Annotated in this window: 22 protein-coding genes, 1 tRNA gene and 1 pseudogene; 19 read left to right on the top strand and 5 right to left on the bottom strand. The window is 72.2% G+C overall.

Annotation, left to right across the window (positions count from 1 at the left end; genetic code table 11):
- From A8711_RS00665 to A8711_RS00650, 4 genes are all read left to right on the top strand, one after another.
- On the top strand, positions 1-954 hold the full coding sequence (locus A8711_RS00665) for a 4-(cytidine 5'-diphospho)-2-C-methyl-D-erythritol kinase (protein ID WP_064447611.1): 954 nt from the start codon (positions 1-3) through the stop codon (positions 952-954).
- Positions 955-1,017: 63 nt separating this feature from the next.
- Complete coding sequence (locus tag A8711_RS00660) at positions 1,018-2,817, top strand: ABC-F family ATP-binding cassette domain-containing protein (protein WP_069087188.1); 1,800 nt, start codon at positions 1,018-1,020, stop codon at positions 2,815-2,817.
- A gap of 97 nt (positions 2,818-2,914) precedes the next feature.
- A complete protein-coding gene (locus tag A8711_RS00655) occupies positions 2,915-3,370 on the top strand; it encodes a DUF4383 domain-containing protein (protein ID WP_043326811.1) in 456 nt (151 codons plus the stop codon).
- A 117-nt stretch (positions 3,371-3,487) separates the two neighbouring features.
- Positions 3,488-3,955 (top strand): DUF4383 domain-containing protein, encoded by a 468-nt coding sequence (locus A8711_RS00650; protein ID WP_043326810.1) that lies wholly within the window; start codon positions 3,488-3,490, stop codon positions 3,953-3,955.
- A gap of 58 nt (positions 3,956-4,013) precedes the next feature.
- Here the strand turns inward: A8711_RS00650 and A8711_RS00645 are convergent, their stop codons facing one another.
- Positions 4,014-4,691, bottom strand: a complete 678-nt coding sequence (locus tag A8711_RS00645) for a TetR/AcrR family transcriptional regulator (protein WP_174534858.1) — start codon at positions 4,689-4,691, stop codon at positions 4,014-4,016.
- A gap of 69 nt (positions 4,692-4,760) precedes the next feature.
- Between A8711_RS00645 and A8711_RS00640 the strand changes: the two genes are divergently transcribed.
- The 9 genes and pseudogenes from A8711_RS00640 (at position 4,761) to A8711_RS00600 (ending at position 13,223) form a co-directional block, all read left to right on the top strand.
- A complete protein-coding gene (locus tag A8711_RS00640) occupies positions 4,761-5,621 on the top strand; it encodes a helix-turn-helix domain-containing protein (protein WP_069087187.1) in 861 nt (286 codons plus the stop codon).
- A 15-nt stretch (positions 5,622-5,636) separates the two neighbouring features.
- Positions 5,637-5,708, top strand: a tRNA-Gln gene (locus tag A8711_RS00635).
- A gap of 76 nt (positions 5,709-5,784) precedes the next feature.
- Positions 5,785-7,350: pseudogene (gene glmU, locus A8711_RS00630) on the top strand (bifunctional UDP-N-acetylglucosamine diphosphorylase/glucosamine-1-phosphate N-acetyltransferase GlmU); the annotation flags it as partial.
- A 56-nt stretch (positions 7,351-7,406) separates the two neighbouring features.
- Positions 7,407-8,387 carry a ribose-phosphate diphosphokinase gene (locus tag A8711_RS00625; RefSeq protein ID WP_030501163.1) on the top strand — a complete coding sequence of 327 codons (981 nt, stop codon included), beginning with the start codon at positions 7,407-7,409 and terminating at the stop codon, positions 8,385-8,387.
- 284 nt (positions 8,388-8,671) lie between these two features.
- Positions 8,672-9,367, top strand: coding sequence for a 50S ribosomal protein L25/general stress protein Ctc (locus A8711_RS00620; RefSeq protein ID WP_013283957.1), 696 nt, complete (start codon positions 8,672-8,674; stop codon positions 9,365-9,367).
- Between the two features lie 100 nt (positions 9,368-9,467).
- Positions 9,468-10,058: an aminoacyl-tRNA hydrolase gene (gene pth, locus A8711_RS00615; protein ID WP_030501165.1), complete on the top strand. Its 591-nt coding sequence runs from the start codon at positions 9,468-9,470 to the stop codon at positions 10,056-10,058.
- Between the two features lie 39 nt (positions 10,059-10,097).
- Positions 10,098-10,931 (top strand): inositol monophosphatase family protein, encoded by an 834-nt coding sequence (locus tag A8711_RS00610; protein WP_069087186.1) that lies wholly within the window; start codon positions 10,098-10,100, stop codon positions 10,929-10,931.
- Between the two features lie 79 nt (positions 10,932-11,010).
- Positions 11,011-11,922 carry a sulfate adenylyltransferase subunit CysD gene (gene cysD, locus A8711_RS00605; RefSeq protein ID WP_030501167.1) on the top strand — a complete coding sequence of 304 codons (912 nt, stop codon included), beginning with the start codon at positions 11,011-11,013 and terminating at the stop codon, positions 11,920-11,922.
- Positions 11,922-13,223 (top strand): sulfate adenylyltransferase subunit 1, encoded by a 1,302-nt coding sequence (locus tag A8711_RS00600; protein WP_030501168.1) that lies wholly within the window; start codon positions 11,922-11,924, stop codon positions 13,221-13,223. Before cysD ends, A8711_RS00600 begins: the two co-directional genes overlap by 1 nt.
- 99 nt (positions 13,224-13,322) lie before the next feature.
- On the opposite strand, the gene galK is transcribed toward A8711_RS00600, so the two are convergent.
- Positions 13,323-14,477, bottom strand: a complete 1,155-nt coding sequence (gene galK / locus A8711_RS00595) for a galactokinase (protein WP_069087185.1) — start codon at positions 14,475-14,477, stop codon at positions 13,323-13,325.
- Complete coding sequence (galE, locus tag A8711_RS00590; RefSeq protein ID WP_069087184.1) at positions 14,474-15,460, bottom strand: UDP-glucose 4-epimerase GalE; 987 nt, start codon at positions 15,458-15,460, stop codon at positions 14,474-14,476. The genes galK and galE overlap by 4 nt, the downstream gene beginning before the upstream one ends.
- A gap of 177 nt (positions 15,461-15,637) precedes the next feature.
- Between galE and A8711_RS00585 the strand changes: the two genes are divergently transcribed.
- The 6 genes from A8711_RS00585 (at position 15,638) to A8711_RS00560 (ending at position 20,204) form a co-directional block, all read left to right on the top strand.
- A complete protein-coding gene (locus A8711_RS00585; protein ID WP_233607815.1) occupies positions 15,638-16,654 on the top strand; it encodes a hemolysin family protein in 1,017 nt (338 codons plus the stop codon).
- 33 nt (positions 16,655-16,687) lie between these two features.
- On the top strand, positions 16,688-17,713 hold the full coding sequence (trpS, locus tag A8711_RS00580) for a tryptophan--tRNA ligase (RefSeq protein ID WP_043326798.1): 1,026 nt from the start codon (positions 16,688-16,690) through the stop codon (positions 17,711-17,713).
- Between the two features lie 17 nt (positions 17,714-17,730).
- Complete coding sequence (locus A8711_RS00575; RefSeq protein WP_043326796.1) at positions 17,731-18,318, top strand: 2'-5' RNA ligase family protein; 588 nt, start codon at positions 17,731-17,733, stop codon at positions 18,316-18,318.
- Between the two features lie 56 nt (positions 18,319-18,374).
- Positions 18,375-19,316 carry a YhjD/YihY/BrkB family envelope integrity protein gene (locus A8711_RS00570; protein WP_043326794.1) on the top strand — a complete coding sequence of 314 codons (942 nt, stop codon included), beginning with the start codon at positions 18,375-18,377 and terminating at the stop codon, positions 19,314-19,316.
- A complete protein-coding gene (locus tag A8711_RS00565) occupies positions 19,313-19,687 on the top strand; it encodes a GntR family transcriptional regulator (RefSeq protein ID WP_043326793.1) in 375 nt (124 codons plus the stop codon). Before A8711_RS00570 ends, A8711_RS00565 begins: the two co-directional genes overlap by 4 nt.
- 73 nt (positions 19,688-19,760) lie before the next feature.
- Positions 19,761-20,204, top strand: a complete 444-nt coding sequence (locus tag A8711_RS00560; protein WP_043326791.1) for a hypothetical protein — start codon at positions 19,761-19,763, stop codon at positions 20,202-20,204.
- A 6-nt stretch (positions 20,205-20,210) separates the two neighbouring features.
- On the opposite strand, the gene A8711_RS00555 is transcribed toward A8711_RS00560, so the two are convergent.
- Together A8711_RS00555 and A8711_RS00550 are read right to left on the bottom strand one after the other, a co-directional pair.
- Positions 20,211-20,573 (bottom strand): VOC family protein, encoded by a 363-nt coding sequence (locus tag A8711_RS00555; RefSeq protein ID WP_043326789.1) that lies wholly within the window; start codon positions 20,571-20,573, stop codon positions 20,211-20,213.
- A gap of 162 nt (positions 20,574-20,735) precedes the next feature.
- Positions 20,736-22,370: a glycoside hydrolase family 13 protein gene (locus tag A8711_RS00550; protein WP_069087182.1), complete on the bottom strand. Its 1,635-nt coding sequence runs from the start codon at positions 22,368-22,370 to the stop codon at positions 20,736-20,738.
- Positions 22,371-22,463: the final 93 nt, after the last annotated feature.

The raw sequence follows: 22,463 nt of genomic DNA, 5'->3' as shown, positions 1-22,463 counted from the left end.
GTGACCGAGGCATGGCGACCGGAGGACGAGGACGGGCAGCGGCGCGGGGCCAGCGGCCCGGTCAAGGTGCGGGTGCCCGCCAAGGTCAACCTGCATCTCGGGGTGGGACCGCTGCGCCGTGACGGCTACCACGAGCTGAACACCGTCTACCACGCGATCTCCATCTACGACGAGCTGACCGCCCGGCGCGGCGACACCCTCACCCTCACCATGGAGGGCGAGGGCGCCGGGGAGCTGGCGCTGGACGACACCAACCTGGCGCTGCGCGCCGCGCACGCGCTCGCCGGCTACGCGGGCGTCGCCCCGCACGCCCGGCTGCACCTGCGCAAGCAGATCCCGCTCGCGGGCGGGCTCGCCGGCGGCAGCGCCGACGCCGCCGCCGCGCTCGTCGCCTGCGACACGCTCTGGGGCACCGGGCTGTCCCGCGACGAACTGGCCGGCATCGCCGCCGACCTCGGCTCCGACGTGCCGTTCCTCATCCACGGCGGCACCGCGCTCGGCACCGGCCGCGGCGAGACGGTCAGCCCGGTGCTCGCCCGCCCCACCTCCTGGCACTGGGTGGTGGCGATCGCCGACGGCGGCCTGTCCACCCCGGCCGCCTACCGGGAACTGGACCGGCTACGCGACGCCGGAGCCGCCGGCACCCCGCTGGGCAGCACCGACGCGCTGCTCGCCGCGCTGCGCCAACGCGACCCACGGGTCCTCGCCGCCACGCTCGGCAACGACCTCCAGGACGCCGCGCTGACCATGCGCCCGTCGCTGGCCGAGACGCTCAAGGCCGGCGAGGCCGCCGGCGCGCTCGCCGGCATCGTCTCCGGCTCCGGACCCACCTGCGTCTTCCTCGCCGCCGGCGAGTCCGACGCGGGGCGGATCGCCGCCGAGCTGACCGCCGCCGGGGTGTGCCGGGAGGCCCGCGTCGCGCACGGACCGGTCGCCGGCGCCCGCGTGGTCTGACGCCCCGTACCCTTGACTCAGGCGTCCCGGGCCCCGGGACGCCTGAGTCGTGAAAGGTGGGGAATGGCCAACATCGTCAACCTGGACCGGGTGTCCAAGGGGTACGGCGCCGCCGGGCCGCTGCTCACCGACGTCTCGCTCGGCCTCGACGACGCCGACCGGGTCGGCGTGGTGGGCCTCAACGGCGCCGGCAAGTCGACGCTGCTGCGGCTGCTCACCCGCACCGAGGAACCCGACGACGGCCGCGTCACCCACCGCCGCGACCTGCGCGTCGCCTGGCTGCCACAGCGCCTGGACCTGGCCCCCGACCTCACCGTGCGGGACGTCGTGCTCGGCACCGCCTGGCTCGGCGAGAGCATGGGCGCCGAGCACGAGTGGGCCGGCGACGCGGGCGTGCGCGCCATCCTCGACGGCCTCGGCATGCCCCACCTCGGCCTGGACACGCCGGTCGGCCCGATGTCCGGCGGGGAACGCCGCCGGGTCGCGCTCGCCGCGCTGCTGGTCCGCGACGCCGACCTGCTCGTCCTCGACGAGCCCACCAACCACCTGGACGTCGGTGGCGTCGACTGGCTGGCCCGGCACCTCGTCACCCGCAAGGGCGCGCTCGTCGTGGTCACCCACGACCGCTGGTTCCTCGACGCCGTCTGCACCACCACCTGGGAGGTCGCCGACCAGACCGTCCGGGCGTACGAGGGCGGCTTCGCCGCGTGGACGCTCGCCCGCGTCGAACGGCAGCGCGTGGCCGCCGCCACCGAGGCCCGCCGGCAGAACCTGCTCCGCAAGGAGATCGCCTGGCTGCGCCGCGGCGCGCCGGCGCGCACCTCGAAGCCCAAGTTCCGCATCGACGCGGCGAACGCGCTCATCGCCGACGTCCCGGAACCCCGCGACACCATGTCGCTGCAACGGCTCGCCACCGCCCGGCTCGGCAAGCAGGTGTACGACCTCGAACACGTGCGGCTGCACGCCGGCCCGAAGGAGATCCTGCACGACACCACCTGGCAGGTCGGGCCCGGCGACCGGGTGGCCATCCTCGGGCGCAACGGCGCCGGCAAGACCACCCTGCTACGGATGCTCGCCGGGGTGACCGGCCCCGACGGCGGGCGCTTCGCCGTCGGGCAGACCGTCCGGCCCGCGTTCCTCTCCCAGGAACTCGCCGAACTCCCCGGCCACCTGCGCGTGCTGGAAGCCGTCGAAGAGGTGGCCCGGCGCGTGCAGTTCGGCGACCGGGAGATCAGCGCCGCCCAGCTCGCCGAGATCTTCGGCTTCGACGACCGGCGGCTCTGGACCCCGGTGAGCGACCTGTCCGGCGGGGAACGCCGCCGCCTGCAGATGCTGCGGCTGCTCGCCGGGGAACCCAACGTGCTCCTGCTCGACGAGCCCACCAACGACCTGGACACCGACACGCTCGCCGCGCTGGAGGACCTGCTCGACTCCTGGCCCGGCACGATCGTGGTGGCCAGCCACGACCGCTACCTGATTGAGCGGGTCACCGACGTCGCGTACGGCATGTTCGGCGACGGCCGGCTGGTGCACCTGCCCGGCGGCGTCGACGAGTACCTGGCGCGCGCCGCCGCGGCCGGCGGCCCGGCGCCCGCCGACCTCACCCCGGCCACCGCGGCGCCGGAACGCGAGGGCATGTCCGCCGCCGAGGTACGCACGGCGAAGAAGGAACTCAACCGGCTGGAACGGCAGATCGCCAAGCTGGAACAGAAGGAGGCGGCCCTGCACGAGCAGCTCGCCGCGAACGCCACCGACTACGCCCGGGTCGCCGAGCTGGACGCACAGCTCAAGGAGGTACGGGCCGAGCGGGACCGCACCGAGGAGACCTGGCTGGCCCTGGCCGAGGAGCTGCCGGGCGGCTGACCTGCCGCCGGGGTGGGGGGTGTGCGGCGTCACTGACCGGCGTACGGGACAATCACCGGTGGAACCCTCGTCCGAACGGTCTTTTGGAGACGCAGAGATGGCCCACACCCCCGTCAACCACCCCGCGCGGCCGATCTACCGGGCGATCGGCGGGATCGTTGGTCTGTACTTCGTCGTCTTCGGCGGCCTCGGCGTCATCGCCAGCGCCGGTGGCGATTTCTTCGCCCAGGACGACACCAAGGTTCTCGGCCAGGGCACCAACATGGCGTTCTCGCTGGTGTCGGTGCTCGTCGGCGTGGTGATCCTGGTCGGCACCGCGATCGGCCGCAACCTCGACGTGGCGATCAACCAGTGGCTGGCCTACACCCTGATGGTGATCGGCCTGGGCTCGCTGGCGTTCCTGCAGACCGACGTCAACATCTTCAACTTCTCGATCATGACCGACGTCGTGGTCCTGACCCTGGCGCTGGTGCTCCTGATGGCCGGCATGTACAGCAAGGTCGGCTCCGACGAGGAGCACGAGGCATGGCAGAAGGCCCGCCTGGTGCTCTGATCCCCTCCTCGTACGAAGGCCCGGCGCGCCGCGCGCCGGGCCTTCGGTGTTTTCCGGACGCGAACGGACAACCCAGGCGACAATTGCCCCGAATCAGTCGCACGACTGGAGGGCACCATGGCGCACTTCCCGGTGAACCACCCCGCGCGGCCCCTCTACCGGGTGCTGTCCGGGCTCATCGGCCTCTACATCCTCGTCTTCGGCGTCTACGGCGTCTTCCTGACCTGGGGCGAAGGGCTGTTCGGCCGGGGCAGCAACTGGGCGCTGGGCCTGCGCACCAACCTGGCCTTCTCGCTGGTCTCGGTCGTCTTCGGCGCGGTCCTGCTGGTCGGCGCGTCCCGCCGCACCAATCTCGGCCACTACATGAACCTCACCGCCGGCGTGGTCTTCCTGGTCACCGGCATCCTGATGATGTCGGTGCTGCAGACCTCGGCGAACTTCCTCAACTTCTCGATGTCCACGGTCATCGTGTCGCTGCTGTTCGGGCTGATCCTGCTCGCCACCGGCCTGTACGACAAGGTCGGCACCGCCGAGCACGCCGAGGAGGAACGGCAGCGCCGCTACCACCCGATCGGCGAGCGCTGACGCGGCTGTTGCGCTGACGCGGCTGTTGCGCTGACGCGGCTGTTGCGCTGACGCGGCGTCAGCCCCGGGGGATCGGCCCGGGCTTCGACTCCAGGTGCGACAACCCGTTCCAGGCCAGGTTCACCAGGTGCGCCGCCACCGTCTCCTTGCGCGGCTTGCGCACCTCCAGCCACCAGCGCCCGGTCAACGCCACCATGCCCACGAGCGCCTGGGAGTAGAGCTCGGCGAGCTTCGGGTCGTACCCCCGGATGGAGAACTCGCCCGCCAGGATGTGCTCCACCTGGTGCGCCACGTCGTTCATCACGCTGCTGAAATTGCCGGTCGCCGACATCAGCGGCGACTCCCGGACCAGCACCCGGAACCCGCTGGTCTCCTCCTCGATGTAGGTCAGCAGCGTCAACGCGGCCTGCTCCAGCAGCTCCCGCGGATTGCCCGCGGTCAGCGCCGTGGTGATCCGGTCCAGCAGGGCCCGGACCTCCCGGTCCACCACCACCGCGTAGAGCCCTTCCTTGCCGCCGAAGTGCTCGTAGACCACCGGCTTGGACACCTTGGCGCGCGCCGCCACCTCTTCGATCGAGGTCGCGTCGAACCCGCGCTCGGCGAAGATCTGCCGGGCGATCGAGATCAACTGCTCGCGCCGCTGCGTCGCGGACATCCGCACCCGGGACGGCTTCGCCGCCGGCGCGGGCCGCCGCCGGGCGCGGTCACTGCCGGGAACGTCGGTCACCCGCCCCATCCTGCCAGGCGAGGCGTACGCGGTCCGACCGGACGCCTCGTTGTCGTACGTACGTTCTAAGTTCGGTCCATGGTCGACCCACTCGCCGCCGAGGTGCGCCGCCTGCGTGTCGAGGAGCAGCTCTCCGTCGCCGACATCCGGGCCCGCCTGGGCATCGGCCGCGATCGGGTGTACGCGCTGCTGCGCGGCATCCCGCCGCCTGAGTGGACCCGCCGGCCCCGTGCGCGCGACGACGCCCGCGCTGAGGCGCTGCGGCTGCGCGCGGCCGGCCGATCCGTCAACCAGATCGCGGAGCAGCTCGGCGTGGCGAAGTCGACCGCTTACCAGTGGGTGCGGCACCTGCCGTTGAACCCGGACGACGCGACGGCCGAGCGGCGACGTGCCCATTCACGGGCGATGACGGAGGCGCGCTGGAGCGCGTACCGGGAGTCGCGGGACGCCGCGCAGGCCGCGGAACACGCCAGGTCCGCCGGGGTGGTCGGCGGGCTCGGTGAGCGGGATCTGCTGATGCTGGGCGCCGCGATCTACTGGTGCGAGGGCGCCAAGTCGAAGCCCTGGCGTCGAGCGGTGACGGTCCAGTTCGTCAACACCGATCCGGGGTTGCTGGCCCTCTTCCTCCGCTTCCTCGAAGTGTGCGGCGTAGATCGGACGGTGCCGACCTATCGGGTGAGCATCCACGAGTCAGCGGACGCGGAGGCGGCTGTGCGTTGGTGGGTGAGGCGGCTGCGACTACCTGCCGAGCGGTTTCGCCGCACGGTGCTCAAGCGGCACAACCCGACCACGCTGCGGCGGAACACGGGCGACACCTATCACGGATGTCTCGTGATCACGGTGCCCCGCAGTCGCGAGCTCTACTGGCAGATCGAAGGTATGATCGCCGAGCTGTTCCGGATCACGGACGAGACGCAAGGAAAAGTCGCTGATCCGTAGGTCTTGACATAGCGATGGGGTGTGGGGTAACGGCAACCCGCAGGCCTTTGGAGCCTTGAGCTCCTGGTTCGAATCCAGGCACCCCAGCTCATTCGTCGGATCGCTCCTGGGCGAACGACGTTTGTGTGGCCGGATGCGAATTGTGGCGAGCCGCGTGGTTAGCATGACCGCGAGACTGTCGCCGTCCCGACGGGAGAGCCACGTCGTGTCCCAGCCCCACCTCCGCACCGTTGTCGTGCTCGCCGCCGGTGAGGGCAAGCGGATGAAGTCGTCCCTGCCCAAGGTGCTGCACCCACTGCTCGGCCGTACCCTGCTCGGTCACGTCCTCGCCGCGGCCGGGCCGCTGCGCGCGGACCGCACCGTGGTGGTGGTCGGCCACGGCGCCGACCAGGTCCGGGCGCACCTGACCGACGTGGCCCCGGCGGCGACGCCGGTGCTCCAGGAGCGCCAGCTCGGCACCGGGCACGCCGTCCGCATCGCGCTGGACGCGGTGCCGGACGCGACCGGCACCGTCGTGGTGATCAACGGGGATGTGCCGCTGCTGCGGCCGGAGACGGTTCGGGCGCTCGTCGAGGCGCACGAGGAAGCCGCCGCGGCGGCGACGGTGCTGGCGGCCGAGGTGCCGGACCCGACCGGCCTGGGCCGGATCGTGCGGGACGTGCAGGGGCACCTGGAGCAGATCGTGGAGGAGCGGGACGCCTCGCCCCAGCAGCGCGCGCTGCGGGAGATCAACGCGGGCATCTACGCGTTCGACGCGGCCCGCCTGCGGGAGGCGCTGGGCAAGCTCTCCACCGACAACGACCAGGGCGAGGAGTACCTGACCGACGTCTTCGCGCTGCTGCGCGACGCCGGGGAGCCGGTGGCGGTGCACTGCGCCGCCGACTACGTGGAGACGCTCGGCTGCAACGACCGGGTGGAGCTGTCCGCGCTGCGGCGGCTGCTGCGGGACCGGGTGAACGAGGGCTGGATGCGTACCGGGGTCAGCATCCTCGACCCGCACACGACGTGGATCGACGTGACGGTGACCGTGGAACGGGACGCGGTGATCGACCAGAACACGCAGCTCCAGGGCGCCACCGTGGTCGGCGCGGGCGCGCTCGTCGGCCCGGACACCACGCTCGTGGACACGGTGGTGGGCGCGGGCGCGAGCGTGGTGCGCTCCCACGCGCTCGGCGCCGAGGTGGGGCCGGAGGCCAGCGTGGGGCCGTACGCGTACCTGCGGCCGGAGTCGCGGCTGGGCCGCAAGGCGAAGGTCGGCACGTTCGTGGAGACCAAGAAGACGTCGATCGGTGAGGGCTCGAAGGTGCCGCACCTGTCGTACGTGGGGGACGCGACGATCGGCGACCACAGCAACATCGGCGCGGCCACCGTCTTCGTCAACTACGACGGGGTACGCAAGCACCACACCACCATCGGCAGCCATGCGCGTACCGGAGCGGACAACATGTTCGTGGCGCCGGTGCGGGTCGGCGACGGCGCGTACACGGCTGCGGGTTCGGTGATCACCGGGGACGTGCCGCCGGGCGCGATGGCGGTGGCGCGGGGCCAGCAGCGCAACGTGGAGGGCTGGGTGCTGCGCAAGCGGGCCGGCACGGAGGCCGCGGAGGCGGCGCGGCGGGCCGGTGAGGATGCGCCGGAGTCGGGCGCAGCCGCAAGGGAAGGTGACTGACTCCACGGGGATCGGCGGGCCGTGGGTGGATCGCTGAACCGGGGGCATACTGCAACCGAACACTCCCCGGCCTCACCGCCGCCGGGCACCACCGACATACGGGAGCAGACGGGCCCATGGGCAGCATCGTCGCCGAAAACCGCAAGAGCCTGATGCTCTTCTCCGGGAGGGGTTTTCCGGAGCTGGCCAAGGAGATCGGTGAGGTGCTCGGCGTCGCGCCGACGCCGGCCGACGCGTACGACTTCGCCAACGGCGAGATCTTCGTCCGGTACAAGGACTCGGTTCGTGGTTCGGACGCCTTCGTGGTGCAGTCCGTGACGCACGGCGTGAACACCTGGGTCATGGAGACCCTGATCATGGTCGACGCGCTGAAGCGCGGTTCGGCCAAGCGGATCACCGTGGTGCTGCCGTTCTACCCGTACGCGCGGCAGGACAAGAAGCACCGCGGCCGGGAGCCGATCTCGGCGCGGCTGATCGCCGACCTGCTCAAGACGGCGGGCGCGAACCGCATCCTGACCGTCGACCTGCACACCGCGCAGATCCAGGGCTTCTTCGACGGCCCGGTGGACCACCTGTTCGCCATGGACGTGCTGGCCGAGTACGTGGAGCACAAGTACGCGGGCCGCCCGATGACGGTGGTGGCGCCGGACTCGGGCCGGGTACGTGTGGCGGAGCGCTGGACCGACCGGCTGGGCGGCTGCCCGCTGGCGTTCATCCACAAGACCCGCGATCCGCTCAAGCCGAACCAGGTCGTGGCGAACCGGGTGGTCGGTGAGGTCGAGGGCCGGGTGTGCCTGATCGTGGACGACATGATCGACACCGGCGGCACGATCACCAAGGCGGCGGACATCCTCAAGGAGCAGGGCGCGGCGGAGATCGTGGTCGCCTCGACCCACGCGCTGCTGTCCGATCCGGCGACGGAGCGGCTGAAGAACAGCCCGATCAGCGAGGTCGTGGTGACGAACACGCTGCCGCTGCCGTCGGAGAAGCAGTTGGACAAGCTGACCGTACTGTCGATCGCCCCGCTGCTGGCGCGGGCGATCCGGGAGGTCTTCGACGACGGTTCGGTGACCACCCTGTTCGGTGGCCTGAGCTGAGGAGTGCCGGTCCGGTCGCCGGTGTTCCGGCGGCCGGGCCGATGCCCTGCGGAACCGGCGGCGCGGTGATATGGGGGACTGCCGGAGAGCCGGGAATTCCCTCGGGTAGACTGGTGCGGTTGCCACGGCGAGGGTGCCCGGCGGGCTGCTGACAAGCACCGCACGGAGGCGCCGTCATCGACGCGGTGCTCCGGGCGGTCGTTCATGACCCTAGCCCCAGCGAGCCCCTCGCCCCAGCACCGCCAGACGACAAGCCGCCGCAGCGAAGCATCAGGAGTTTCCCCGTGTCCGAGGTAAAGATCAGCGCCGAGCCCCGTACCGAGTTCGGCAAGGGTGGTGCCCGTCGTACCCGCCGGGCCGGCAAGGTGCCCGCCGTGCTGTACGGCCACGGCGAGAAGCCCAAGCACATCGCGCTTCCGGCGCGGGAGTTCGCCGCCGCGATCCGTAAGGGCGGCGCGAACCAGCTCTTCGCGATCGAGGTCAGCGACGGCACCCAGGTGCTGGCGCTGCCGAAGGCGATCCAGCGTGACCCGATCAAGGACACCTTCGAGCACGTGGACCTGCTGCTGGTCCGCCGGGGCGAGAAGGTCACCGTCGAGGTCCCGGTCCAGCTGACCGGTGAGGCCGCGAAGGACACGCTGATCGTGCACGACCACGACACGCTGTCGGTGACCGCCGACGCGACCAAGGTGCCGGACCACCTGGAGGCGTCGATCGAGGGCGCCGAGCCGGGCACCACGATCACCGCCGCCGACGTCGAGCTGCCGGCCGGCGTCGAGCTGGCCACCGACGAGGAGACCGCTGTCGCCTCGGTGACCGCCGCTCCGACCGCCGAGCAGCTCGAGGCCACCCTCCCCGAGGTCGAGGAGGCCACCGAGGAGGCCGAGGCCGAGGTCGGCGAGGAGACCGCCGAGGGTGCCGAGGGCGCTCCGGCCGCCGAGGGCGAGGAGGCCCCGGCCGAGGCGAAGACCGAGGCCTGACCGGTCCGCAAGGCTGTGCGACAGGCGTCCCCGGTTCCCGGGGGCGCCTGTCGGCGTATCGGGACGGCTGGTCGGGGAAGCGAGCGGGAAGGGGCGTCGGGTGACGGACGAGGCGGGGCCGTGGCTGGTGGTCGGCCTGGGCAACCCCGGCCGGGAGTACGCGAACAACCGGCACAACGTCGGGTTCATGGTGGCCGACCTGCTGGCGGCCCGGGTGGGCGCGAAGTTCGGGCGGCACAAGCGCGCGATGGCCGAGGCCGCGGAGGGGCGGCTGGGGTTCGGCGGGCCGAAGCTGGTGCTGCTCAAGCCGTTGACGTACATGAACCTCTCCGGCGGCCCGGTGGCCGGGTTGGCGCAGTTCCACAAGATCCCGCCGGCGCACGTGATCGCGGTGCACGACGAGCTGGACATCCCGTACGGGCAGGTGCGGGTGAAGTGCGGCGGCGGCGAGGGCGGCCACAACGGTCTGCGTTCGATGTCGAAGTCGCTCGGCACGAAGGACTACGTGCGGGTGCGGTTCGGCATCGGCCGGCCGCCGGGGCGGCAGGACCCGGCTGACTACGTACTCTCGGATTTCTCCCCGTCGGAGCGCAAGGAGCTGGAGTTCCTGGTGGACCGCGCGGCGGACGTGGTGGAGTCGGTGGTTCTCAAGGGCGTGGAGCCGACGCAGAACCTGTACCACGGGGGCTGAGCAGTGGCCGGGGACCGAAGGGCGGGCGACGGGAGCATCATGGGCAGTCCTCCGATGATCGACGGCGGCTTCGCCCGGTGGCTGGCGTCGCGGGCCGGTCAGGCGCTGACGGCGTTGCGGACGGAGATGGGGTTCGCCGACGCGGGCGCGCTCCGGTCGGCCGGGGACAAGGTCTCGCACGACCTGATCCGCACCGAGCTGGCGAAGTGGCGGCCGGCGGACGCGGTGCTGTCGGAGGAGGACGAGGGTTCGCGGCTGGCCTGGACGGCGGAGGTGACGGACGCGGCGTTGTCGCGCCTGAACGCGGACCGGGTCTGGATCATCGATCCGCTGGACGGCACCCGGGAGTACGCGGAGGAGGGGCGCTCGGACTGGGCGGTGCACGTGGCGCTCTGGTCGCGTCACGCGTCGACGCCGCACGGTCTGGTGGCGGGCGCGGTGGGCCTGCCGGCCCAGCACCGGGTGCTCGGCACGGACCATCCGCCGGCGTATCCGCCGATGACAGTGGAGGCGGCCGTGGGTGGCGGCCGGCGGGTCATCCGGTTGGCGGCCAGTCGTAGCCGTCCGCCGGTTTTCCTGACCGATCTGGCAGAGGACGTCGGCGCTCATCTGGTCCCGATGGGCTCGGCGGGCGCGAAGATCGCCGCCGTGGTCACCGGCGAGGTCGACGCGTACATCCACGCGGGCGGTCAGTACGAGTGGGATTCGGCCGCTCCGGTCGCTGTGGCGACGGCCACCGGTCTGCATGCTTCCCGGATCGACGGTTCTGCGCTGAAATACAACGGGGCCGACCCGCGTCTACCGGATCTGCTGGTCTGCCGCAAGGATCTCGCGAGTCGGTTGCTTGCAGCGTTGCAGCGGCATTCCGGGTAACCTGAGCGTTCTTCTTCACGAGTCCGACCTGAAAGGTCTGGAATCCGATGTACGGATCCGTGCGAATCGAGTTCGTGTCATGACGTCCCCCGCCGCGTACCAGGTGTCGCACCTCGACGCCCTTGAGGCGGAGAGCATCTTCGTGATGCGCGAGGTGGTCGCCGAGATGGAGCGGCCGGTGCTGCTCTTCTCCGGCGGCAAGGACTCGATCGTGATGCTCCGGTTGGCCCAGAAGGCGTTCGCGCCGGCCAACATCCCCTTCCCGGTGATGCACGTGGACACCGGGCACAACTTCCCCGAGGTGCTCGACTACCGCGACCAGCGGGTGGCCGAGCTGGGCCTGCAGCTGATCGTGGCGAGCGTGCCGGAGGCGCTGAACAAGGGCCTGGTCCGCGAGTCCGCCGACGGCATGCGCAACCGGATCCAGACGCCGGTGCTGCTGGAGGCGGTGGAGAAGCACCGCTTCGACGCGCTGTTCGGCGGCGCCCGGCGCGACGAGGAGAAGGCGCGGGCCAAGGAGCGGGTGTTCAGCTTCCGCGACGAGTTCGGCCAGTGGGACCCGAAGAACCAGCGTCCGGAGCTGTGGGCGCTGTACAACGGCCGGCACCACCCGGGCGAGTCGATCCGGGTGTTCCCGCTGTCGAACTGGACCGAGCTGGACGTGTGGCACTACATCGCGCGGGAGCGGATTCCGCTGCCGTCGATCTACTACGCGCACGAGCGCGAGGTGATCGAGCGCGACGGCATGCTCTACGCGGTGAACGAGTTCTTCCGGGCCCGCGCCGGTGAGCAGCCGTTCAAGGCCCAGGTGCGGTACCGGACCGTGGGTGACGCCTCCTGCACCGCGGCGGTCCGGTCGGACGCCGACACGGTGGAGAAGGTGATCGAGGAGGTGGCCGCCACGCGGATCACCGAGCGCGGCGCGACCCGTGGTGACGACCGGGTCAGCGAGGCCGCCATGGAGGACCGCAAGCGAGAGGGCTACTTCTGATGAGCGTCGAGACCCTGGCGCCGGCCGAGAGCGACACCGCGCGGCCGATGGACCTGCTGCGGTTCGCCACCGCGGGCAGCGTCGACGACGGCAAGTCGACGCTCATCGGCCGTCTGCTCTACGACACCAAGTCGCTGTTCACCGACCAGCTCGCCGCCGTCGAGGCGGTCAGCGCGGCGCGTGGCGACGAGTACACCAACCTGGCGCTCCTCACCGACGGCCTGCGCGCCGAGCGGGAGCAGGGCATCACCATCGACGTGGCGTACCGCTACTTCGCCACGCCGCGGCGCAAGTTCATCATCGCCGACACCCCCGGGCACATCCAGTACACCCGGAACATGGTCACCGGCGCCTCCACCGCCGACCTGGCGCTGATCCTGGTGGACGCGCGTAAGGGCCTGGTGGAGCAGTCCCGCCGGCACGCGTTCCTCTGCTCGCTGCTGCGGGTGCCGCACCTGGTTCTCTGTGTCAACAAGATGGACCTGGTCGACTGGTCGCAGGAGGTCTACGAGCGGATCGCCGACGAGTTCACCGCGTTCGCGGCGAAGCTCGACGTGCCGGACCTGACTGTGGTGCCGGTCTCCGCGCTCAAGGGCGACAACATCGTCACCCGCTCGGAGAACATGCCGTGGTACGAGGGCCCGTCGCTGCTGCACCACCTGGAGCGGGTGCACATCGCCTCCGACCGCAACCTGGTCGACGTGCGGTTCCCGGTGCAGTACGTGATCCGGCCGCAGTCCACCACCGTCACCGACTACCGGGGCTACGCCGGGCAGGTGGCCTCCGGTGTGCTCAAGCCGGGCGACGAGATCATGGTGCTGCCGTCCGGCTTCACCAGCCGGATCGCGGCGGTGGAGACCGCCGACGGCCCGGTGGACGAGGCGTTCCCGCCGATGTCGGTGACGGTCCGGCTGACCGACGAGCTGGACATCTCCCGCGGCGACATGATCTGCCGGCCGAACAACGCCCCGATGGCCGTGCAGGACATCGAGGCGATGGTCTGCTGGATGGACGAGACCCGCCCGTTGCAGGTCGGCGGCAGGTACGCGATCAAGCACACCACCCGCTCGGCGCGGGCGATCGTGCGTGGCCTGCACTACCGGCTGGACATCAACTCGCTGCACCGGGACGAGACGGTGGGCGAGTTGAAGCTCAACGAGATCGGCCGGGTCCGGCTGCGCACCACGGTGCCGCTGCTGGCCGACGAGTACCGCCGCAACCGCACCACCGGCGGCTTCGTGATCATCGACGAGGCCACCAACCGTACGGTCGGCGCCGGCATGATCGTCGAGGCCGGCTGACCCCTGCTTCGTAAGGAAGGGCCCCTTGTTAACAGCGCGCTGTTAACAAGGGGCCCTTCCTCTACCGCAGGCGTTAATAAGGGGCCCTTCCTTACACCCTCAGCCCAGGCGGGTGACGCCGTCGGCCGGGAGGACCGTGAGCGTGCCGGGGGCGGTGAAGCCGCGCTTCGCGTACGCCTCGGTGACGGCGGCGGCCACCGGGTCGGCGGCCTCGGCGTCGACCAGGGCGAGCACGCAGCCGCCGAAACCGCCGCCGGTCATCCGCGCGCCGTACGCCCCGGCGGACAGCGCCGCCTCGACCGCGGTGTCGATCTCCGGCACGGTGATCTCGAAGTCGTCGCGCATGGAGGCGTGTGAGGCGGTCAGCAGCGGCCCGGTGTCGCGGACCCGGCCGGCGCGCAGCAGCGCGACGGTGTCGAGCACCCGCTGGTTCTCGGTGACGACGTGCCGGACCCGGCGGCGGGTTTCGTCGTCGTCGAGGCGGGCCAGCGCGGCGTCGAGGTCAGTCACGTCGACGTCGCGCAGCGCGGTCACCCCGAGCGTCGCGGCGGCCCGCTCGCAACTGCGGCGCCGGGCCGCGTACTCGCCGTCCGCGTGCCGGTGCGGCGCCCGGCTGTCGATCACCAGCACGGCCAGCCCGGCGGCGTCCAGGTCGAACGGGATCTGCTCGACCTCCTCGGTGCGGCAGTCGAGGAACAGGGCGTGCCCGGCCCGGCCGCGGATCACGGCGGACTGGTCCATGATCCCGGTGGGCGCGCCGACGTAGTCGTTCTCGGCCCGCTGGGCCAGCCGGGGCCACGCCTGCGCGGGCAGGTCCAGGCCGCCGAGGTCGACCAGCGCGGCCAGCACCGCCGACTCGATCGCCGCCGACGAGGAGAGCCCGGAGCCGACCGGCACGTCGGAGGAGACGGCGAGCCGCGCGCCCGGCACGTCGTGGCCGGCGGCGCGCAGCGCCCACACCACCCCGGCCACGTAGGCGGCCCAGCCGTCGACGCCGCCGGGCTCGTCGGCCTCCGCCGCGCCGAACTCGACCGGCTCGTCGTCCAGCTCCGACCAGACCGTCCAGCGTCCGTCCGGGGCGGGCGCGGCGGCGACCACGGTACGCAGCGGCAGCGCGAAGGGCAGCACGAAGCCGTCGTTGTAGTCGGTGTGCTCGCCGATCAGGTTGACCCGTCCGGGTGCCGCCCAGCGGCCGGCCGGCTCGGTGCCGTACCGCTGCCGGAAGCCGGCGGTGGCGCGGTCGGCGACGGTCATGAGGGCTGCCCCGCGACGTGGGCCCGGTAGAACGTCCAGGCGTCGCCGACCATGTCGTGCAGGGTGGGCTTGGCCGGCGTCCAGCCCAGCTCGTCGCGGGCGAGCGCGGAGGACGCGACCAGCTCGGCCGGGTCGCCCTCGCGGCGGGGGGCGACCTCGACCGGCACCGGGTGGCCGGTGACCTCGCGGACCACGTCGACGACCTGCCGGTTGGTGAAGCCGTTGCCGTTGCCCAGGTTGTAGATGCGGTGCCGGCCCGGGGTGGCCGCGTCGAGCGCGAGCAGGTGGGCGCGGGCCAGGTCCTCCACGTGGATGTAGTCGCGTACGCAGGTGCCGTCGACAGTGGGGTAGTCGTCGCCGAAGAGCTGGAGCTTCTCCCGCCGCCCGGCGGCCACGTCGAGCGCGATCGGGATGAGGTGCGTCTCCGGGGCGTGCCGTTCGCCGATGGCCAGCCCGTCGCGCAGGTACGCCCCGGCGACGTTGAAGTAGCGCAGCGAGACGGCGGCCAGGTCGTGCGCGATCGCCTCGGAGGTGAGCGCCATGTCGACGGCCAGCTTGGTCGCGCCGTAGGTGCTGGTGGGGGCCTTGACGGCGGTTTCCGGGATGGGCAGTTCGGTGGGGTTGCCGTAGACGGCGGCGGTGGAGGAGAAGACCATCCGGGGCACCCGGGCGGCGCGGACCGCGTCGATGAGCGCGATCGAGCCGACGGTGTTGGTGTGCCAGTACAGCTCGGGCCGGATCATCGACTCGCCGGCGGCGATGAGGGCCGCGAAGTGCAGCACGCCGTCGTACCCGGCGTCGGGGGTGAGCACCCGGGCGGCCTCGTGCACCGGCAGGTCGACGTGGGTCGCCTCGGGGGCGAGGGCTTCCCGGTGACCGGTGCGCAGGTCGTCCAGCACGGTCACCTGGTGGCCGTGGTCGAGCAGCATCCGGGTCACCACGCTGCCGATGTAGCCGGCGCCGCCGGTGACGAGCAGTTTCACGTCGGTCGTCCTCCTGCCTGGGCCGCGTCCCGCGGCCTTCCCGCGATCACCCTACGGCCGGGGGCGGTGTCGCGGCTGTCGAGTTGAGCCCGCCTCCATTCCATCACAATCCTTCATGACTGAACAGATCCGAACATCGGCCCGAGCGTACGGTGGCCGCTGTCTACCATCCTTCTCATGCGGGAGGGTGGTGGTCCCGGGCCCCGGCGGCGTCCGCCGGGGCGGCTCCGACGCGAACCCGGCCCGCTGGCCCGCACCGTGGCCCGCCTCGTGGTGCGGGCCGCCGACGGCGCCACCCGCCTGGTGACCGACCTGCTCGGCGCCAGCCCGGTCGCCGGCCGGGAGCGGATCAGCGAGGACGAGCTGCGGGACCTGGTCGCGGCGAACACGCTGCTCGACGCCGACGAGCGCCGGATCATCGACGAGGTGCTGCTGGCCGGCGCCCGGCTCGTCCGCGAGGTCATGGTGCCCCGCACCGAGGTGGTCTTCCTCAGCGCGGCGCTGCCGCTGGCCCAGGCGCGGCGACTGGTCCGGGACGACCCGCACACCCGCTACCCGGTGGTCGACGGCACCCACGACGACGTGGTCGGCATGGTGCACCTGCGGGACGTGCTGCTGCGCCCGGAACCCGACCGGCCGCTGGTGGTCGGCGAGCTGACCCGCGAGGTGAAACGCCTGCCGGACAGCAAGCGCGTGCTCGCGGCGCTGACCGAGATGCGCCGGGAGGGCCACCACCTGGCCGTGGTCATCGACGAGTACGGCGGCACCGCCGGCATCGTCACCTGCGAGGACCTGGTCGAGGAACTGGTCGGGGAGATCCGCGACGAGGAGCACGGCCCGCCCGAACCGGAATCCACCGGGCTGCCCGCCGTCGTGGACGGCCGGCTCAACCTGACCGACTTCGCCGAACGTACCGGGGTGCCGCTGCCCGCCGGCCCGTACGAGACGGTGGGCGGGTTCGTGATGGCCGCGCTGGGCCGGYTGCCGGTGGCCGGGGACGAGGTGCCGGTGGCGCTCGACCCGGAAGGCGGATCGGTCCCCGCCGATCCGGCCGGCTGGCTGCTGCGGGTGCTGGCGCTCGACGGCCGGCGGGTGTCCCGCCTGGCGGTCTCCGCCGCGCGGCTGCCCGAGCCCCGGCGTGAGGTGAACAGTCCGCTTCCGCCCGTACCCGCCCGATCCACCGGCCCGTCATGACGGACGCCGGGGCTTGCTGACAGAATTGCCGCCATGTCCGACGTACCCGCCCGCCCGCGCGTCTTCTCCGGCATCCAGCCGACGGCCGACTCGTTCCACCTCGGCAACTACCTGGGCGCGCTGCGGCACTGGGTGGCGTTGCAGGACAGCCACGACGCCTACTACTGCGTGGTCGACCTGCACGCGATCACCGCCGGGCACGACCCCAAGGTGCTCAAGCACCGCAGCCGGGTGGCCGCCGCGCAGCTGTTCGCGCTCGGCCTCGACCCGGAGCGCAGCACGCTGTTCGTCCAGTCGCAGGTGCCCGAGCACCCGCAGCTGGCCTGGGTGCTCGGCTGCATCACCGGGTTCGGCGAGGCCGGCCGGATGACCCAGTTCAAGGACAAGTCGCAGAAGCAGGGCAGCGAGCGGGCCAGCGTCGGCCTGTTCACGTACCCGATCCTGCAGGCCGCCGACATCCTGCTCTACCAGGCGAACGCGGTGCCGGTGGGCGAGGACCAGCGGCAGCACCTGGAGCTGTCCCGCGACCTGGCGCAGCGGTTCAACTCGCTGTTCGGGCGCACCTTCACGGTGCCCGCGCCGCACATCGTGAAGGACACCGCGAAGATCACCGACCTGCAGGACCCGACGGCGAAGATGTCGAAGTCGTCGTCCTCCCCGGCCGGCATCATCGACCTGCTGGAGGACCCGGCCCGCTCGGCCAAGAAGATCCGCTCGGCGGTCACCGACACCGGCCGCGAGATCGTCTTCGACGCCGAGGGCAAGCCGGGCATCAGCAACCTGCTCACCATCTACTCGGCGCTGTCCGGCCGGTCCATCGACGACCTGGTGGCCGCGTACGACGGCAAGGGCTACGGCGACCTCAAGAAGGACCTGGCCGAGGTGGTGCGCGAGTTCGTCACCCCGATCCAGGAACGCACGAACGGCTACCTGAACGACCCGGCCCAACTGGACAAGCTGCTCGCGCGGGGCGCGGAGAAGGCCCGCGTGGTGGCCGACGCGACGCTGCGTGCGGCGTACGAGCGGGTCGGTTTCTTCCCGCCGGTGCGGTTCGAGTAGCGGCCCGGGCGGGACGGGTGACGCAGCCGGAGGCCGGAGGGGTGGCGCGCGACGTGGCGGGCAATGACGCGGCGCCGGGCGGCGCGGACACGATCCAGATCGGGATCGCCGTCGACATCCCCGAGCCGTGGGGCGGGATGCTCACCCGCCGCCGGGTCGAGGCCGGCGACCCGGCGGCCGTCCCCGCGCACGTCACCCTGCTCGGGCCCACCGAGATTCCGGTACGCGCGCTGCCCGCCGTCGAGGAGCACCTGGACCGGGTCGCCGCCGCGCACCTGCCGTTCACGCTGCACCTGCGCGGCACCGGCACGTTCCGCCCGGTCACCCAGGTGGTCTTCGTGGCGGTGGCGGCCGGGATCAGCGAGTGCGAACTGCTGGCCGCCGCCATCAACTCCGCTCCCGAGCTGCGCCGCGAGCTGCGTTTCCCGTACCACCCGCACGTCACAGTGGCGCAGGACGTGCCACCCGAGGTGCTCGACAAGGCGTACGAGGATCTGGCCGACTTCTCCGCGCTGTTCCAGGTGGAGGCGTTCACGCTGTTCTCGCACAGCGGGGCTACCCGGTGGCAGCCCCGGCGCGACTTCCGGCTCGGCGGGGCGAGCTGAACATTCGACCGGCCGGGGCTCCTCCGCCACGGGCGGAGATCAGCGAGGATGACGGGGTGAACGTCTTCGGCCGGATCGAGGCGGCGGTCGGGCGCCGCATCGACGCGGCCCGGGGCCGGTCGTCGGTCTTCGACCACGTGTGGCGGGCCGGGACGCTCTACGCCGACCTGCTCGCCGGGCGGCTCGCCGCCGCCATCGCGTACTACGGCTTCTTCGCCGTGTTCGCGCTCGCGCTCGTCGCGTACTGGGTGTTCGGCGCGGTGCTGCGCGACAACGAGGAGGTCAGCCGCGCGGCCGCCCACTTCCTCGAAGAGAACCTGCCCTTTCTCGACCCGGCGCAGATCGCCGAGAGCAGCAACACCGTCGGCGTGGTCGGCCTGGTCATCCTGGTGTTCACCGGCATCGGCTGGGTGGAGGCGATCCGTTCCTCGCAGCGGCTGATGTACGGCTTCAACCAGCAGCCCGGCAACCTGGTGATGCGGCGGCTGGTCGACCTGGGCGTGCTGGTCGCGGTCTTCGTGCTGCTGTTCGTCTCGGTCGCCGCCGTGGACGCGCTGGAGTCGCTGCTGCGTTTCCTGCTGCGCAGCACCGGCTCGGTGGGCCTGACCACGGTCAGCGCGGTGCTGAGCGTGCTCGTCAACGCCGTGCTGGCCGCCGCGCTGCTGCTCGCAGTGCCCCGGCTGCGGATGAGCCGGCGCCGGCTGCGACCGGCGGTGCTCGCCGTCGCGATCGGCATCACCCTGCTCAACACGGTGGGGCGCTACTACGTGGTACGCACCGAGCGGAACCCGGCGTACACGGTGGTCGCCACCGCCGTGGGCCTGCTGCTCTACCTCTACCTGCTCAACCAGTTGGTGCTCTTCGGCGCGGCGCTCGCCGCTACCAGCCCGTACGGCCGGGTGGTGGACCTGGCCGAGGGCGGCGCCCGGGAGGTGGACGTGGAGGCGGACGTGCTCGACGAGGAAACCGAACCGGGAACGCCGGGAGGGGCGGGATGAGCGCGCGGATCCGGATCGACGCGGCGTCGGCGGTGCCGCCGTACGAGCAGGTGCGCGCGCAGTTCGCGGCGCGGATCGGCGACGGGCGGCTGCCGGTGGGGACCCGGCTGCCCGCGGTCCGGCAGCTCGCGGCGGACCTGGGGCTGGCGGTGAACACGGTGGCGCGGGCCTACCGGGAGCTGGAGGCCGCCGGGCTGGTCCAGACGCGCGGCCGGCACGGCACGGTGGTCGCGCCGGGGCGGGACGACGCCGTCGACCGGTTGCAGCAGGCCGCCGCCGGGTACGCCGCCGAGGCGCGCCGCCTGGGCGTCCCGCCGGAGCGGGCGGTCGCCCTGGTCCGCGCGGCGCTGGACGCCGGCACGCGTGGCTGAGCGTGGTCCCCTGAGCGGGGAGAGTCGAGCCGATGCGTTCCCCGGGCGGATCCCGTCCGACGATGATGGGCCGGTGGGCGCACTCGTGACACTCGACCTGCCGGACGACTCGCCGATGCTCGGCCTGCCGTGGATCATCACGTTCGGCCCGCTCGGCGCAGACGACGAGTGGGAGCCGGTGGTCTGCGGCCCGTACGAGCGGGCGCACGCGCTGGCGCTGGCCGAGGCGGTGGTGGCCGAGGAGCAGTTGATGGCGGTGGTGGAGCCGCTGCTGCCCGCGCTCACGCCGGAGGAGATCCGGGGTGAGATCGCCGCCGCGCAGATCGCCGCCGAGGACGAGGCGGCCGAGATCGACCAGGCTGACCTGTACGGCGACTTCGAGGACGTCATCGACGAGGAGCTGGAACGGGCCGCCGAGCGCGAGCCGGAGCCCGAGCCGGCGAAGGCGCCCGACCGGGAGGAGATCCGGGCCGGGTTCGCCCGGATCGCCGCGCTGCTCACCGCCAAGGGCGGCTGAGGACGCTCAGCGCGGCGGCCCGTCGAGCACGCAGAACTCGTTGTCCTCCGGGTCGACGAGCACCACGAAGCCCTCCGCGCCGGTCTGCCCGACGTCGGCGCGCCGGGCGCCGAGCCCGATCAGTCGCTCGACCTCCGCCGTCTGCCCCTCGTCGGCGACCAGGTCCAGGTGGAGCCGGTTCTTGCCGCGCTTCGGGGTGCCGCTGCCCTGCAACCAGACGGTCGGGCCGGGCCGGCCGGGCGGCGGGTAGAGCTTCGCGTTGCCGTCGTCGCCCTGCGAGACGGTGTAGCCGAGGGCGGCGGACCAGAACCGGGCCATCCGGTCCAGGTCGCTGACATCGAGGGTGTACTGCGCCACGCGTGCGGTCATCCCCTGGTGGTACCCCGGGCTGCCGGGATGGACACCGGCCCCCCGGGAGCGGACTCCCGAGGGGCCGGGACCACCTCACCCCCCACCACAAGGGGTCGGCAGCCCAGCCGCCCGTCGGCGCGGAGCACAACGGACGGCCAGGTCGTTGGCGGGTTACCCGGCTCAGCGCCGTTCGAACCACGCAGCCGCGTCCACCGGCAGGACGTGCCCGTCGCCCCGCTCGGTGAGGTCGGCGCTCGCGACGAGCGGGCGGCCGTGGCCGCTCACCGTCACGTCGGCGCCGCTGATGTTGACCACACAGGTCAGCTCGACGTCCGCGGCGGCGCGGCGGAACGCGAGTACGCCGGGCTCGGTCTCCAGCCAGGTGATGCCGCCGACCCCGGCGAGCGCCGTGTGCTCGTGCCGGATCCGCAGCGCGGTCCGGTACAGCTCCAGCGTCGAGCCGGGCGCACCGGCCTGGGCGGCCACCGACAGCTCCCGCCAGGTCGCCGGCGCCGGCAGCCAGCTCAGCTCGCTGCCGTCGGGCCCGAAGCCGTACGGGGGCAGGTCGCCGCCCCACGGGATCGGCACCCGGCAGCCGTCGCGGCTCTCCCCGGTACGCCGGAACGCCGGGTCCTGGCGCAGCTCGTCGGGGAGGTCCAGCACCTCCGGCAGGCCCAGTTCCTCGCCCTGGTAGACGTACGCGCAGCCGGGCAGCGCGAACATCAGCAGCGCGGCGGCGCGGGCGCGGCGCAGGCCGACCTCGCCGTCGCCGTACCGGGTGACGTGCCGCTGCCGGTCGTGGTTGGACAGCACCCAGGTGGTCGGCGCGCCCACGATCGTGGACTCGGCCAGCGCCGTGTCGATCACCTTGCGGAACGAGTCGGCCGACCAGGTGGCGTCGAGGAAGTCGAAGCTGAACGCCTGGTGCAGCTCGTCCGGGCCGATGTAGCGGGCCAGCCGCTGCGGGGTCTCGGCCCACGCCTCGGCCACCGCCATCCGGCCGCCCGGGTAGCTGTCCAGGATCGGCCGCCAGGCGCGGTAGATGTCGTGCACCTCGTCCTGGTCGAAGTACGGCAGCCGGCCCTTGCCCAGCAGCTCGGACTGGCGCCGGCCGGTGGTCATCGAGTTGAAGCCGACGTCCGGCAGACCCTCGGCCTTGATCATTCCGTGGGCCACGTCGATCCGGAAGCCGTCCACGCCCCGGTCCAGCCAGAAGCGCAGGACGTCCTCGAACTCGGCCCGTACCTCGGGGTGGCGCCAGTTCAGGTCGGGCTGGGCCGGGTCGAACAGGTGCAGGTACCACTGGCCGTCGACCACGCGCGTCCAGGCCGGGCCGCCGAAGATGCTCTCCCAGTCGTTCGGGGGCAGCTCGCCCTGCTCGCCCTTGCCGTCGGCGAACAGGTAGCGCTCACGCTCCGGCGAACCGGGGCCGGCGGCGAGCGCGGCGGCGAACCACGGGTGCGCGCTGGAGGTGTGGTTGGGGACCATGTCGACGATGATCCGCAGGCCGAGCGCGTGCGCGTCGGTGATCATCTCGTCGAAGTCGGTCAGGTTGCCGAACAGCGGGTCGACGTCGCGGTAGTCGGCCACGTCGTAGCCGGCGTCGACCTGCGGCGAGGTGTAGAACGGCGTCAGCCAGAGCGCGTCCACGCCGAGGTCGCGCAGGTAGGGAAGGCGCTGCCGGATGCCCTGGAGGTCACCGACCCCGTCGGCGTTCGCGTCGGCGAAGCTGCGGACGTACACCTGGTAGACGACCGCGGACCGCCACCAGTCGTCGTCGGCGGTCCGTGGCGTGGGGGTGGTGGCGGAGGTCATCGCTGTCGATTCCCGTTCTGTGGTGGCGCAGGGTGTCAGAGCAGAATGCCGCCACAGCCCTGCAAGAGTCAAGCATTCCTTGCGCAAGAAATG

Origin of the sequence: Micromonospora sp. II (assembly GCF_001709195.1) — a bacterium.
Classification (GTDB): domain Bacteria; phylum Actinomycetota; class Actinomycetes; order Mycobacteriales; family Micromonosporaceae; genus Micromonospora; species Micromonospora chalcea.
The sequence above is the reverse complement of the archived record's forward strand: the minus strand, read 5'-3'. Positions and strand labels throughout refer to the sequence as shown.